Below are 14,963 nucleotides of genomic sequence, written 5' to 3'. Positions count from 1 at the left end.
CGAGCGGGCGATGTATTGATCCGGCAACACCAAGCTGCCGGACGGATAATCGTGCGGCTGCTCATAACCATGTGATAATCTGTCCATGGCGCAGTCACGACTTGCCTATTATATAGACAGGAAAATGCAACTTCAAACGTTAACCGGGCGACAAATTTACGTTTTTATCCGGTGAGGCGGAAGGTTTGTCTAAATGATCGACGAAGTTTACAACAAACGTATCCTTGAATTTGCAGGGAATATCGAACGCATAGGGCGAATTGCTGCCCCAGATGCGGTAGCAACTGTTCACTCAAAATTGTGCGGGTCGACGGTTACTGTCTATTTGAAGATGGTTGACGGTGTTGTCACGGATTTCGCGCATGAGGTGAAAGCTTGCGCATTGGGGCAGGCATCGTCGTCGGTTATGGCACGAAATGTCATCGGCTGCTCATCAGAAGAGCTGAGAGCTGCACGTGACGCGATGTATAAGATGCTCAAAGAAAATGGCCCTGCACCGGAAGGCCGTTTAGAGGATCTGAAATATTTCGAGCCAGTGCGTGAATACAGGGCGCGCCATGCTTCGACGCTTCTGACTTTCGATGCGGTTGTCGACTGCATTCGCCAGATCGAAGAAAAGGTGCAGGCCGCCTGATATGTGCAGTTGCGGAAAGGATCACCTAAATAACGCTGCGACAACGAAGAATCGTCAGACCCGCAACTTTACCGATCCATGGCGGAAAACACCGGGCAGGGTGCTGGGAACAAGCTTCATCAGGCTTTATCAGCTCACGCTGTCCTCATTCATCGGCAATTCCTGCCGCCATATGCCGACCTGTTCAGAATATACCTACGAATCTGTCGCTCGTTATGGTTTGTGGAGCGGTAGCTGGATGGGCTTGTTTCGTATTATGCGTTGCGGTCCGATGGGCACACATGGCTTTGATCCAGTGCCAAAAGATTTGCCTGGCCATTACCATTGGTATCTCCCGTGGCGTTACTGGCGGGTTTCCTCACCGAAAAACTGACAGCATTATTTTCATCAGACAGACAAAAAACTGTTAAGTTAATCATGCTTGATTAGAGTTCGTTAATAATAAATCGGTTTTATGCGGAAAAGGAAATCAGGTTGATCGGGCGTCTTTTTGACGCCGCAATTGACCTTCATTTGCATCCAGTTTTCTTTTCTTGCGAGTCATTATGCCGAAATCGTCGTCCCGCACCTCCCTGCTAGTAGCCGGTGTTGCGCTTGGTGCCAGCATTCTATGCTCCACTAGCGCCATGGCGAATGTATCGTGGGTGGTTTTCGATGCCGATACCGGTATCGTTCTGGGACAAGATGATGCAACGGAGCAACACGCTCCCGCATCATTGGCCAAGATGATGACGCTTTACCTGACATTTGAAGCGCTCAAGACCGGAAAACTGCATTGGGATGATGAAATGCCCATCTCCAAGAATGCAGCTGCAAAAGTTAGAATGAAGCTGTATCTGAAGGCTGGCGAGACGATTTCCGTCCGTGATGCCGTCAACGGTATGGTCATTGTTTCTGCAAATGATGCCGCAACCGTTGTTGGCGAATATCTGGGTGGTTCGGAATCAGGTTTTGGTCGTCTCATGACGCAGAGAGCCCGGAACCTTGGCATGAAAAGCACATATTTCGCCAACCCATCGGGCTTGACCGCAAAGATGACACAGCTGACGACCGCCCGCGACATGGCCGTACTTGGCATGTCGCTCCGTCGTGATTTCCCGCAGGAATACGCGCTGTTTTCCCAGCGTTCGTTCACCTACAAGGGCCGTCCGTTTAACGGCCATAACAACCTGATGTATCGTTATCAGGGCGTCGATGGGATCAAGACCGGCTATACCGATGTTTCGGGCTACAATCTTGTTTCTTCTGCAATAATCAATGACAAGCATCTTGTGGGCGTTGTGCTTGGTGCCGGTTCGTCGCGGGAACGTGATGACCGGATGGCAAAGCTACTAACGCGCTTTGGCACTGAAGGCACTGGAACGGCGACCGAAGAAATTGTTGCGGCAGTTCAGACACCATTGCCGGTTATCTCGCCGCTTAAGCCCCAAAAGCCGAAAGTCGATGCTGTAGCGGACATGATCGACGATTCCAAAATCGAGCAGGGCGATGGTGGCTTTCTGGTGAAATCTGCAATATCTGCCTGGCGCGTTCAGGTTGGCGTGACCCCATCGCGCAAAGGTGCAGACGAGTTACAGGCCAAGTATATGCCTGTTGTGAGCCGTTTGGTTCCGGGTACGAAGGCTGAGATTTCGACGGCTCCGCGTGGTCGCAAGGTTTATCGTGTTCGTTTCACAGGCTTCAAAGATTCGGATGCCGCTGAAAAGACCTGTGCGAAGCTCAAGCAGCAGGGCGTTCCCTGCCTCGCCATCCGTAACTGAGTTCATTTAGTTTTTGGAGTTTTAACGGTGCCGTGATGCAGTTTGCCACGGCGCTTTTGCTTTACGGACTGGCGAAAAAAGATTAATAGCCAGTCTTCATTCAAAGTTGCATAAGCATTTTAATCGAAATGTAGAGCAGCAAAAGGGCAGTTCTGTACTTATATTGGTGCAGAGCTGCTTCGTGCGTAAACCACCCGCAATCGTTGGCGGGACTGGATAAGGAAGAATATGATGTCGAATGTTTCCATGCAATTTCCCGATGGCTCGGTGCGCGAATATAATGCCGCCACAACCGGTGCCGAACTTGCAGAATCAATCTCCAAATCACTTGCAAAGAAGGCTGTGGCTTATGCCGTAGACGGTACCGTGCGTGATCTTTCTGATCCGCTTGGTGCTTCCGGTGCCATCGAAATTCTGACCCGTGAAGACCCGCGCTCGCTGGAACTGATCCGTCACGACACGGCTCACGTTTTGGCTGAAGCCGTGCAGGAGCTTTTCCCGGGAACGCAGGTAACGATCGGCCCAGTCATCGAGAATGGCTTTTATTACGACTTCGCGCGTAATGAACCGTTCACGCCTGATGACCTGCCAGTGATCGAAAAGAAGATGCGCGAAATCATTCAGCGCAACAAGCCGTTCACCAAGCAGGTTTGGTCGCGTGAGACGGCCAAGCAGGTTTTTGCCGATAAAGGCGAGAGCTACAAGGTTGAGCTCGTCGATGCGATCCCTGAAGGCCAGGATCTTAAGATCTACAATCAGGGCGAATGGTTCGATCTTTGCCGTGGCCCGCATATGGCGTCCACTGGCCAGATCGGCAATTCCTTCAAGCTGATGAAAGTTGCAGGCGCATATTGGCGCGGCGATGCCAATAACCCGATGTTGACACGCATCTATGGTACGGCATTTGCCAACGACAATGATCTTCAAGCTTATCTCCATATGCTTGAAGAAGCTGAAAAGCGCGATCACCGCCGCCTTGGCCGCGAAATGGACCTGTTCCATTTCCAGGAAGAAGGTCCGGGCGTTGTGTTCTGGCATGCCAAAGGCTGGCGTATGTTCCAGACGCTGGTAAGCTATATGCGTCGTCGTCTCGACAGCCATGGCTATCAGGAAGTGAATGCGCCACAGGTACTGGACAAGTCCCTTTGGGAAACGTCCGGTCACTGGGGCTGGTATCGCGACAACATGTTCAAGGTGACTGTTGCCGGTGATGATACCGACGATGATCGCGTGTTTGCGCTCAAGCCAATGAATTGTCCAGGTCACGTTCAGATATTTAAGCATGGTCTTAAGTCTTACCGCGATCTGCCTATAAAGCTTGCAGAATTTGGCAATGTGCATCGCTACGAACCATCGGGCGCGCTGCATGGTCTTATGCGTGTTCGCGGCTTCACACAGGACGACGCGCATGTGTTCTGCACCGAAGAACAGATGGCTTCAGAATGCTTGCGGATCAATGATCTCATTCTGTCGGTCTACAAAGACTTCGGCTTCAAAGGGATCACGATCAAGCTGTCCACACGGCCTGAAAAGCGCGTCGGTTCGGACGAATTGTGGGATCGCGCTGAAAGCGTGATGATGACGGTTCTTGAACAGATCAAGGAACAGTCGGATGACATCAAGACCGGTATTCTGCCGGGCGAGGGTGCGTTCTACGGTCCGAAGTTCGAATATACGCTGAAGGATGCAATCGGTCGTGAGTGGCAGTGCGGAACGACGCAGGTTGACTTCAATCTGCCGGAACGCTTCGGTGCATTCTACATCGACAGCAATTCTGAAAAGACCCAACCGGTTATGATCCATCGTGCAATCTGCGGTTCGATGGAGCGTTTCCTGGGCATTCTGATCGAGAATTTTGCTGGACACATGCCGCTTTGGTTTGCGCCGATTCAGGTTGTTGTTGCGACAATTACCTCGGAAGCTGACGGTTATGCAGCTGAGGTTGCGGCCAAGCTCAAGGCTGCTGGCTTGCAGGTCATCACCGACGTGCGCAACGAGAAGATCAACTACAAGGTCCGCGAGCATTCGCTGCAGAAGGTTCCGGTCATTCTCGTTTGCGGTATGCGAGAAGCTGAAGAAAAGACGGTCAATATGCGTCGTCTTGGTTCGCAGGCTCAGGTGTCGATGACGCTGGACGAAGCGATTGCTCAATTGTCAGAAGAAGCAACGCCACCTGATCTGGTACGTTTGAAGAACGATGCGAAATAATAAAAAGGCCCGCGAAAGCGGGCCTTTTTTATGAAAATGCGTGTTCAATCAGTCTTGCCCTGAGAAACCGTCATCGGGTGCTTCGGATTCACGGTTTGCGACCACTTCTACTTCGCCATTTGCGCCAGATGTCACTTTGAAATCGCGCTGATAGATTCGGTCTTTGTTCTTGGCGACAGCAACATAGTCGCCTTCAATCAAAACCATCGACGAGTAAGCACCAGCGCTTTCGCGTACAACATCGCCAGAAGCGTTCAGGATTGACCATGACGTGTCGGCAAGAGCCTCGCCGCCTTTTTCACGCACCAGCTTCAATACAACTTCCGCCGCGCGATGCTGCACTGTTGCTTCGGTCAGCTTGCCTGCTTCCACGCGAATATCTGCGCGGATAACAGCATTTGCGGAGCCATAGTTTGAAACCACGTGATAAGTGCCGCTATTCAATCGGATGATTGTGTCCGGCTTCACATCCGGGACAATGAGAGAACGGTCGTTGTTATCTTCGTCGGCATAAATGGAGAAGCGAACGAGATCGCCTTTGATCTTACCTTCATCCGGCAGGACAGCACTCAGCTTCATGCCACCCGCATCGAGAGTCATCACTTCATGACGACTGGCATTGGTGAGTGTAATGCGCTTTGTCGCGCCCGCACGGCCATAAGCGGCATGCACCAGATAACTGCCTTCTGGTAGATTGAACACTGTGCTGCCGCCTTTTGACGAGGCGATAAGTGCGAGCTGACCATCGGGGCCAACTTCAGGTGCAAAGACACGCCATACGAGGCCGGTCGAAATATCCGGGCCGTCCTGATTGAGACGTGCTTTCAAATCCAGCTCACTCGTTTTGACCAGAGGATTGTTCTCAGGGCTTGTCGGGCTTGCATAAGGACTGAGCGTCGGCAAATTGAGCTTTGGCTCCGGGAAATTCGGAAGGCCGATTGTGGTATTCGTCTGAATTGTTCCGTTGCTACCCGATGGAGCCTGCATAGCTGGTGGGGCAGCAGGTGCTGGTGCTGGGGGCTCCAGTTGGAAACTTGGCAGTTTGAAGCCGCTACCGGGATTGCCTTGCGGACCTCCGCCAAAGCCACCCCCTATGCCACCGCCGGATCCACCCGGCCCGCCAGGGCCTTGAGCGAATGCAGAAGAAGCAATCAGGACAACCGACAGCGTCGCCACAAATGACTTGCTGCGCGATGATTTTGCACTGCTTGTTTGAAACAGACCCAGAATATCTGACATGATGATGTTTTGAACCCAAGCGGGTGGCGAATTCAAGGCCAAATCGACCGTTATCATGGCAAATTTATACACGGGAGATATGCTGCGTCACAGATTTTTGGCTTTACACCTTTATGATGTCGCGCGAGAAGAACCCGCCTCCGTTGAGAGTGCGTTCGATCTGATTTTATTAGATTAGCGCTCCGAAGTTTTCTGGTTGAAGCATAATCTTATCGATCATTGTTTCATTCCTGTCGGATTATGCTCTAAGTGGAGTCATATATGCAGATTTTAGCGATGAGGGATTTCCGTGACGCATCCGGTGTTTGATTTTCTGGCCCAGCGCAGCTCTACGCCTATTTCCGCCATTTCAGAACCAGCACCGCAGGGGACTGAACTAGACGAATTGTTGAAAGTGGCAGCACGCGTACCGGATCATGGACGTCTTACACCGTGGCGCTTTATTCTTTATCGTGGTGACGCTCGTCACAAGGTAGGCGAATATCTGGCCAAGCGCGCAGAAGAGCGGGAGGGGCCTTTGAATGATAGCCGCAAAGATCAGGAACGTGCGCGCTTTGCTCGCGCACCGTTGGTCATTGGCATTGTTTCGTCACCAGTTGCCCATGAACGTATCCCGGAATGGGAGCAGTTTCTTTCGGCAGGTGCCGTGGCCATGAATCTTTGTACTGCTGCGAACGCGCTTGGCTACGCAACCAACTGGATCACCAACTGGTATTCAGACGATGCGCCAGCACGTGCGTTTCTTGGTCTCTCACCTGAAGAGCGGGTTGCTGGGTTCGTTCATATTGGTACGGCGCAAAACAAGATGCCCGAACGCCCGAGAGCTGAAATGGACAAGATTGTCTCTGATTACAGCGGGCCGTGGTCATCCTGATCTTTCGCTTTATAGCTCAGCCTTAACTAATGGAAAAACAGATGTTTTATGAGCCATCAGTCGGTCATAATCTTCCTCACAATCCATTCAAAGCGATTGTCGCACCGCGTCCGATTGGCTGGATCGGGACGCGGTCAAAAAATGGCGCGGTCAACCTCGCTCCATATTCATTCTTCAATGCAATATGCGATACGCCGCCGATGGTGATGTTTTCATCAAGCGGTTTTAAAGACAGTGTTTCGTTTATTGAAGAGACGGGCGAGTTCACGGCCAATCTGGTGAGCGATCATCTCAAAGAGAAGATGAACGCTTCATCGATCAACGCTCCGCGCGGGACCAGCGAATTTGAATATGCTGGGCTGACGATTGCGCACAGCAAACTCATCGCGGCGCCATATGTGAAAGAAGCCTACGCTGCGCTGGAGTGCGTCGCCGTGGAGATTAAGCGCTTGCAGGACAAAGAGGGCAGGCCGACCGACAACTACATGGTGATTGGCGAGGTCGTTGGTGTGCATATTGACGACCGAGTGCTTACGGATGGTCTGTTCGACATTAAAAAAGCTAAGCCGGTGACCCGACTTGGCTATATGGATTATGCGACCACAGAGGGCGTCTATCAGATGTTTCGACCAAATTGGGAAGACAAAATTTGAATTATCGGGGCTAGTTACAGCCCGTTTTTCTTTGCCTCGACCCAGATTGCTTCCATGTCATCGAGCCGTGCTGCCTCAAGGCTGCTGCCTGATTCCTTCAACGACTTTTCGATGAAATCAAAGCGACGCTTGAATTTGTCGTTCGCTGCAATGAGCGCTGTTTCGGCATCAATTTCTAAATGCCGGCCGAGATTGACCATTGCGAAAAGCAGATCGCCATATTCTTCCGCAATATTGGCTTTGTCCTGCGCCGCCATTGCTTCTTTGAGCTCGGCTGTTTCTTCCGCGATCTTGTCCAGTATAGGTGCTGCTTCCGACCAATCGAAACCGACTTTGGCTGCTTTTTGCTGTAGCTTTAACGCGCGTAGGAGAGCCGGGAAGGCGTTCGGGATATCGTCAAGATAACGTGTTTTATCAATAGTTTCCAAGCCAAGCTTAGCGCGGCGTTCTGCTCGCTCGGCCTTTTCTTCAGCCTTGATGCGGTTCCAAGAGCCTTTGGCCATGCCAGCGCTTCGGGCTTCTGCGTCGCCAAACACATGCGGATGGCGACGGATCATTTTGTGCGTGATGGCCTCAACGACGTCACCAAAAGCAAACTGGCCCTGTTCTTCCGCCATGCGTGAATGAAAAACCACCTGCAGCAACAAATCGCCGAGCTCTTCACGAAAATCATCAACATCGTCGCGCTCGATGGCATCGAGGACCTCATAGACTTCCTCGAGTGTATAAGGCGCGATTGATCTGGAGGTCTGTTCTACGTCCCAGGGACAGCCCGTTTCGGGGTCACGAAGGGCAACCATGATTTCGAGAAGACGGTTGATATTGCGGGAGGGTTCCATCTTCGCTCCATTAAAATTGATGTCGCATTCTTGAGGCAGTCTGCAAGAATCGGAGGGTTTGGGTTGCAGTTCGCTACGGTTTTTGCATAGTCAGCCAACAAACGCTCTCGGGATCGCACATTGGGGCTGTATGTTCAACAAGCAGGTATTTAAAGCATGACGATTCTTGTAACTGGTGGCGCCGGATATATCGGTTCTCATACATGTGTACAGCTGATCGAGGCCGGCCATGATGTGGTGGTGGTCGATAACTTCGATAACAGTAATCCGGAAGCTCTCCATCGCGTGGAAAAAATCACTGGTCGCGCACCTATTCGCGAACCGGGCGATATTCGCGACCGTACTTTGCTGGAACAGATCATCACGCGTCATAAATGCACGGCTGTCATCCATTTTGCCGGTTTGAAAGCAGTGGGTGAGTCGAGTGAAAAGCCGTTGCATTATTATGATTGTAATGTGCTTGGCACGCTGCGTTTGTTGCAGGCTATGGAAGCCACAGGCGTCAAGACACTTGTCTTCAGCTCGTCTGCGACGGTTTATGGCGATCCAGAAAAATTGCCGATTACCGAAGATCAGCCGCTTTCCGCGACCAATCCATATGGGCGCACGAAGCTTATTATCGAAGATATGCTGCGCGATCTTTATAACAGCGATAACAGCTGGAAGATCGCGATCCTGCGTTATTTCAATCCGGTCGGCGCGCATGAAAGCGGCCTGATCGGCGAAGATCCCAAGGGTATTCCAAACAACCTGATGCCGATCATCGCACAAGTGGCAACCGGCCGCCGCGAAAAGCTCAACATCTGGGGTAATGATTATAATACGCCGGATGGCACGGGGGTTCGTGACTATATCCATGTCGTTGATCTTGCCGCCGGACATCTCAAGGCGCTCAAGAAACTTGATGAGCCAAAGTGCTTTTCTGTCAATCTGGGGACAGGGCAGGGCTACAGCGTTCTTGATGTAGTAAAAGCCTTCGAACACGTTTCAAATCGTGAAATTAAATATGAGCTTTCGCCACGCCGTCCGGGCGATGTGGCCGAGTGTTATGCCGACCCTGCTTTTGCACGTGATTTCCTTGGCTGGACTGCCGAGAAAAATCTTCAGGAAATGTGCAAGGACATCTGGAACTGGCAGTCGAAAAATCCAAATGGATATGAGATGGATTGAGGGTTGAAAGGCCCTTATGCAGCTCATTTTCCCGGAAAAGTGATCCGATTGGCGGCTAACTCCGTCCTTTAGTGTTGTGCCGATTTCTGATCGGCTTATTACAAACTAGTGGATTGAATTTGACGGTTGAATCCCGACTGACATACATGCTGTTTCAAACGTCAAATTCGAAAAATCCACTAGATTCATAAACTTGCTAGTGGTCATCTTGATTCCGACATTTGTCCGACGCCAGTATCCGAGGGATGCAAATATCGGAATCAGACCGCTAGGGATCACAACTAGCTCGGAACGTTCTCGGAGGCATGTGTGTGTGTTCTCGGGGAGCGTTCAAGTATGAAGTGCTGAAGGACTGACGAGAAATGCGTTTTCTGCCCGATAAGTTCACCTGCATGTTGATTGCGACCATTCTGCTTGCATCATTTCTTCCTGTGCAGGGTGATTTTGCTGAATGGTTCGGTATTGCAACCAAGATCGCAGTTGGACTTCTGTTCTTCCTGCACGGCGCGCGTTTGTCGCGTGAGGCAGTTGTGGCTGGCGTCACTCACTGGCGACTGCATCTGGCGGTCGTCTGCTCAACATTCGTCCTGTTTCCAATTTTGGGACTGACCGCAGGCTGGACTATTCCGGGGCTTGCGCAATCGCCGTTTTATCTCGGTATCCTTTATCTCTGCGTTCTTCCTTCAACCGTACAATCTTCAATCGCCTTTACCTCTATGGCTGGCGGCAATGTTTCTGCGGCCATCGTTTCTGCATCGGCATCGAATATTTTCGGCATGTTCCTGACGCCGTTGCTTGTCGGACTGCTGTTTGCGGTTAAAGGCGGCGGCGGGATTTCAGTCGATGCGCTGGAAGCGATTTTGCTGCAATTGCTTGCACCATTTGTTCTGGGGCAAATCTTGCAGCCATGGATTGGTAATTTCATGCGTCGTCACAGCAAATCGCTTGGCTTTGTCGACCGTGGTTCGATCCTGATGGTTGTCTATCTCGCATTCAGCGAGGCTATCGTTGAAGGCCTGTGGCACACCGTTTCCTGGAGCGATCTTGGCGTCATGATCGGTGTAAATATCCTGCTTCTGGTGATCGTCATGCTGGCCACATGGTATGGAAGCAAGTGGTTCGGCTTTAATCACGCTGACCGCATCACCATTATGTTTTGCGGTTCGAAGAAAAGCCTCGCCAGCGGCGCGCCGATGGCCAGTGCGATCTTTGCGGGCGCGAATGTCGGTAGTGTCGTGCTGCCGCTCATGCTGTTTCACCAAATTCAGCTGATGGCTTGCGCAGTGATTGCGCGCAAACTTGCCGATCATAAGCCTGCTTCCAGTACGGCAACTGCGGCGGCTGAATAGAACTGGTTCTTGCTGTCATCTTCATATGAGGGTAGGAGGGCAGGCGAGTGGCTCGCCTCGCCCTTTCCATCTATGGAACACGCGCCGTAACCCGTATAATAGCTCTCTACTGGCCTTTTCAGTTCGCTGACGGCTCAACAAAAGGCAACGCAGATGTCCAAGCAGAACGGCAAATCCCATAACATGGATTCTCTTGACCAAGAGGCGCTTGCTGAGGCTTACAACCATGCGCTTGCCTTGGAAAAGGCTGGCGATCTGGATGCTGCTGCTGAGGCCTATAAAGCAGTTCTCGAAATTGATCCCGAAGACCACGGTGGCGCTGCCGTACGTCTCGCAAGCATGGGTCGAGGAACTGTGCCGCCGAAAGCACCGGACGCTTATGTTGCAACGCTGTTTGATCAGCATGCCGAGATGTTCGATACAATTCTCGTTGATCAGCTTGGTTATGACGTGCCGCTGCAATTGCGTGAAATGCTTCTGGAACTGGATGAAGAGTTTCAGGTCGAGCGCATGCTGGATCTTGGCTGCGGTACCGGGCTTTCTGCCGATGCGCTGGACGACATGGCCGATCACAAGACCGGCGTCGACATATCTGAAAACATGATCGAAGTGGCTTATGAAAAAGGCGATTACGATGCGCTTTTTGTCGGCGAAGCAGTTCGTTTTCTTGAGACCACAGAGGAAGACGCTTGGGACCTGATCGTCGCAACAGACGTGCTGCCTTATATGGGCGAGCTTGACCGCTTTTTCTCGGGCGTTGCGGAGCATCTGCGGACTGGAGGCTATTTCGGGTTCTCCAGTGAAACGCAGTCAGATGAGCGTTTCGCTGGCCGTGATTTCATGGTTGGCGATTTCCAACGTTTTGCACATGCGCAGTCCTATGTACGTTCGCTGCTCTCAGAACACGGTATGGACTGTATTCGTTGCACGGATATCACTGTTCGAAGTGAGCAAGGATCGCCAGTTCCAGGACATCTCTACATAGCTCAGCGTCGCTAACGTTTATTGGGTCTTGTGTGCGAACTTAGATCGTCTTGTTCCATAATCTATCTTATGTGATTACGACATGTAGGGGCTATTTAGTAATGCGACAGTTGGGCCAGTTAGAGATGCGACGTGTCGCCTCTTGAGGTGCTGGTCAATGTCAACGTTGGAGGCAAGGATGACGATCTTCAGTCTGGTTGAGACCATGAGCGGTTGGAGTCGTCATGCCCTGTTTGATCACCATGTCGCAGAAAGAATTGCATCGCCTCGAAGTCGTCCAGAAGATCCGTGATCTACGCCTGAGTGTTGTCCAGGCGGCTGAGCTGCTTGGCCTCAGTCGAAGTCAGGTTCACAGGCTGCTGCAAGCCTATGACCGGGATGGTCCAGCTGGCCTCGTTTCCAAGAAGCGATCGCGTCCGAGCAACCGGCGTCACAGCGAGGATTTCCGTAATACGGCGCTGGACCTGATCCGCGAACGCTATCTGGATTTCGGTCCGACGCTGGCGCGCGAGAAGCTGATCGAACTGCACCGGATCTCTGTTGCCAAGGAGACGCTGCGGCAATGGATGACCGAGGCCGGCATCTGGATCTCGCGCCGGGAACGCAAGAAACGGGTTTTCCAGCCACGCGGCCGGCGCGACTGCTTTGGCGAACTGGTGCAGATCGACGGCTCGCATCACTGGTGGTTCGAGAACCGCGGCCCCAAATGCGCCCTGCTCGTCTACATCGATGACGCCACCGGCAAGCTCTTGCATCTTCGCTTTGCCGGATCGGAAAATACGTTCGACTATCTGCATGCGACGAAGGCTTATCTGCAGCAATGGGGCAAGCCGCTGGCTTTCTATAGCGACAAGCACGGCGTTTTCCGCTCGCTCCATGCGTCGAAGAAAGACCGGACGAGCGGTCTGACGCAGTTCGGCCGGGCGCTTTACGAGCTGAACATCGACATCATCTGTGCCAACACCCCACAGGCCAAAGGCCGTGTGGAACGTGCCAACCAGACGCTGCAGGATCGGCTGGTCAAGGAGATGCGGCTGCGCGGCATCGACACGATCGAGGCCGCCAATGCCTATGCCACTGAGTTCATTATGGATTTCAACACTCGCTTCGGCAAGCAACCACGCAATCCGAAGGACATGCACCGGCCACTGGCCGAGCATGAGAACCTTGATGGCGCCATGTGCCGCAAGGAAGTCCGCACCCTTTCGCAGTCATTGACGCTGCGCTACGACAAGGTGCTGTTCATTCTCGACCCGACCGAGATTTCCAGGCCATTGGCGGGCCAGAAGGTGATCGTCTGCGATTATCCGGACGGCCGGCTCGAGATCATGCACGAGAGCTTTTCCCTGCCCTACAGAACCTTCGACACGTTGCGCTCGGTGCATCGTGCGGAGGTTGTCGATAACAAGCGGCTGGACGACATGCTGTCAATTGTCGCCGAGATGCAAGCTGGACGCGAAGAGAAACGGAGCGGCCCGCGCCGAACAGGTCAGACAAACCATATGTTTGGCATACGCGATGGCAGCGTCGGTAATGGTTATCAGAAACGTGGGCGCAAGCCGGGACGCAGGACCGATTTCATGAACGATCCGGAGGTCATTGCCAGACGTGAGAAGGCGCTGGCGCGAATAGAAGCTGGGAAATGAGGTTGACCAACGCGGGCATTATATACTGGAGAGCCCGAACATTTTTCGTATACTCACTCCATGAAAGAAGAGCTAATCTTTGAGTTATGGCTTGATCCCGAACCTGATGGCCAAATGCTCCCTGGGCTTTGCCAAGCTGGCCCTATGGGGGACGGATTTCGATCACTTCTCAACGAAGGGGCAATTCGCGTCGGGACTTTGAGTGGGCACAGCCATTTTGACGTGATGACCAGATATTGGAAATATCAAGGGTGGGGCGAATACAAGACGGAGCATTCTGAGGATTACCAGCCGTTCCCGGAACAATGGCTCCATATCCAACGCTCTCATTTGAGCACCGCTGAGGCGGTGATCTCGGAGGAAAGCTAAAGCCCGAAGAGGCGTTCCCTTATCCGCCCCCGATCTGCCCTTGCAACCCTGACCAGCCGGTCAGATCGGGGGCTTGGCGCTGCGTCCTTCATCAAGAAGTGTCGCATTTCTATCTGGCCACCGGTGTCGCATCTCTAATCAGCTTTGACACGACATGTAGGGGGGTACATTCTATTTTAAACTGCAACATGTCAATGAATTCATGAGGTTAGCCATGGAGGAAATTGGATGTCGAATTGCTATTCACAGATCACTTTGCGTGAACGTCGCCGTCTTTTCGAACTTAAACAGCTCAAAGTCCCTCTCGGCGACATTGCGCGGCTGATGGGTCGTCATCGCTCGACGATCTATCGCGAGATCAAGCGTAACAGCTTTCGGGACACTGAGATACCAGACTATAATGGCTATCACAGCGTTGTTGCCGACAATATCAGCAAAGACCGCAGAACACGGTTGCGCAAGCTCAGACGTTACCCAGAGCTGCGCAAGTTTGTCATTGAACAATTGGAAGCCCATTGGTCGCCAGAGCAGATCTGCGGCCGACTGGTTCGCCATGGTCTGAGCGCGATACGACTGTGTGCGGAAACGATTTATCGCTTCATTTACTCAAAGGAAGAATATGGGCTGAAGCTGTTTGAACACCTTGCCGAGATGCGAACAAAACGCTGCCCACGCGGCACCAGACGATCGCGCAGTTCCCGTATTCCAGAAGCGTTTCGCATTCATCAACGCCCTGATTTTATTGGCAATCGTCTGCAATTCGGCAACTGGGAAGGTGATTTGATTATCTTTGATCGTGACCTGGGAGAAGCCAATGTCATGACGCTTGTTGAACGCAAAAGTCGTTATTGCGTCATCATCAAAAACAACAGTCGGCACTCAAAGCCTATCATGAACAAAATCATTCAGGCCTTTGCTACACTGCCTTATCACGCACGCCGCAGTTTTACCTTTGATCGCGGTTCCGAGTTTATGGGGTATAGGGCTTTGGAGGATGGAATGGGGGCCAGAAGCTGGTTTTGCGATCCAAACTCGCCATGGCAAAAAGGTGCTATTGAGAACATCAACAAGCGCATTCGACGTTATTTGCCCAGCAACACTGACCTGACGCAGGTCAACCAGGCGCAGTTGACTGCCCTCGCCCATGATCTCAACGCAACCCCGCGCAAGTGTCTTGGATTCAAGACACCCGCTGAAGTGTTCGCCTCCCTTTTGCAGGAAGCAGCATAATCAGATAG

Annotated in this window: 13 protein-coding genes; 11 read left to right on the top strand and 2 right to left on the bottom strand. The window is 52.2% G+C overall.

Going from position 1 to position 14,963, the window contains the following annotated elements; all coding sequences use genetic code 11:
- The first annotated feature begins 193 nt into the window (after positions 1–193).
- From CES85_RS14980 to thrS, 4 genes are all read left to right on the top strand, one after another.
- Positions 194–634 carry an iron-sulfur cluster assembly scaffold protein gene (locus tag CES85_RS14980; RefSeq protein ID WP_095446683.1) on the top strand — a complete coding sequence of 147 codons (441 nt, stop codon included), beginning with the start codon at positions 194–196 and terminating at the stop codon, positions 632–634.
- Position 635: 1 nt separating this feature from the next.
- Positions 636–1,007 carry a membrane protein insertion efficiency factor YidD gene (gene yidD, locus CES85_RS14975; protein ID WP_095446682.1) on the top strand — a complete coding sequence of 124 codons (372 nt, stop codon included), beginning with the start codon at positions 636–638 and terminating at the stop codon, positions 1,005–1,007.
- Between the two features lie 172 nt (positions 1,008–1,179).
- Complete coding sequence (locus CES85_RS14970; protein ID WP_095446681.1) at positions 1,180–2,394, top strand: D-alanyl-D-alanine carboxypeptidase; 1,215 nt, start codon at positions 1,180–1,182, stop codon at positions 2,392–2,394.
- 228 nt (positions 2,395–2,622) lie between these two features.
- The gene (gene thrS, locus CES85_RS14965; protein ID WP_095446680.1) at positions 2,623–4,602 is read left to right on the top strand and encodes a threonine--tRNA ligase; all 1,980 of its coding nucleotides are present in this window, start codon (positions 2,623–2,625) and stop codon (positions 4,600–4,602) included.
- Positions 4,603–4,650: 48 nt separating this feature from the next.
- Here thrS and CES85_RS14960 read toward each other — a convergent pair whose 3' ends face one another.
- On the bottom strand, positions 4,651–5,589 hold the full coding sequence (locus CES85_RS14960) for an RgsD C-terminal domain-containing protein (RefSeq protein ID WP_404901280.1): 939 nt from the start codon (positions 5,587–5,589) through the stop codon (positions 4,651–4,653).
- Positions 5,590–6,130: 541 nt separating this feature from the next.
- Between CES85_RS14960 and CES85_RS14955 the strand changes: the two genes are divergently transcribed.
- Together CES85_RS14955 and CES85_RS14950 are read left to right on the top strand one after the other, a co-directional pair.
- Positions 6,131–6,715, top strand: coding sequence for a nitroreductase family protein (locus CES85_RS14955; protein ID WP_095446679.1), 585 nt, complete (start codon positions 6,131–6,133; stop codon positions 6,713–6,715).
- Positions 6,716–6,756: 41 nt separating this feature from the next.
- Entirely contained in the window at positions 6,757–7,368 is a 612-nt protein-coding gene (locus CES85_RS14950) for a flavin reductase family protein (RefSeq protein ID WP_095446678.1), read from the top strand.
- A gap of 14 nt (positions 7,369–7,382) precedes the next feature.
- Here the strand turns inward: CES85_RS14950 and mazG are convergent, their stop codons facing one another.
- Positions 7,383–8,207 carry a nucleoside triphosphate pyrophosphohydrolase gene (gene mazG, locus CES85_RS14945; RefSeq protein WP_095446677.1) on the bottom strand — a complete coding sequence of 275 codons (825 nt, stop codon included), beginning with the start codon at positions 8,205–8,207 and terminating at the stop codon, positions 7,383–7,385.
- 156 nt (positions 8,208–8,363) lie between these two features.
- On the opposite strand from mazG, the gene galE reads away from it, so the two are divergent.
- The 5 genes from galE to CES85_RS14915 all read left to right on the top strand — a co-directional run bounded on the left by galE (position 8,364) and on the right by CES85_RS14915 (position 14,955).
- Positions 8,364–9,377 carry a UDP-glucose 4-epimerase GalE gene (gene galE, locus CES85_RS14940; protein WP_095446676.1) on the top strand — a complete coding sequence of 338 codons (1,014 nt, stop codon included), beginning with the start codon at positions 8,364–8,366 and terminating at the stop codon, positions 9,375–9,377.
- Between the two features lie 362 nt (positions 9,378–9,739).
- Entirely contained in the window at positions 9,740–10,726 is a 987-nt protein-coding gene (locus tag CES85_RS14935; protein WP_095446675.1) for a bile acid:sodium symporter family protein, read from the top strand.
- A gap of 183 nt (positions 10,727–10,909) precedes the next feature.
- A complete protein-coding gene (locus CES85_RS14930; RefSeq protein ID WP_095447906.1) occupies positions 10,910–11,725 on the top strand; it encodes a class I SAM-dependent methyltransferase in 816 nt (271 codons plus the stop codon).
- A gap of 209 nt (positions 11,726–11,934) precedes the next feature.
- Positions 11,935–13,356: an ISNCY family transposase gene (locus CES85_RS14925; protein ID WP_095444439.1), complete on the top strand. Its 1,422-nt coding sequence runs from the start codon at positions 11,935–11,937 to the stop codon at positions 13,354–13,356.
- 597 nt (positions 13,357–13,953) lie between these two features.
- The gene (locus tag CES85_RS14915) at positions 13,954–14,955 is read left to right on the top strand and encodes an IS30 family transposase (protein ID WP_095444441.1); all 1,002 of its coding nucleotides are present in this window, start codon (positions 13,954–13,956) and stop codon (positions 14,953–14,955) included.
- Positions 14,956–14,963 lie beyond the last annotated feature (8 nt).

The organism is Ochrobactrum quorumnocens, from assembly GCF_002278035.1.
Taxonomy (GTDB): domain Bacteria; phylum Pseudomonadota; class Alphaproteobacteria; order Rhizobiales; family Rhizobiaceae; genus Brucella; species Brucella quorumnocens.
This window is presented reverse-complemented; position numbering and strand designations above follow the sequence as displayed.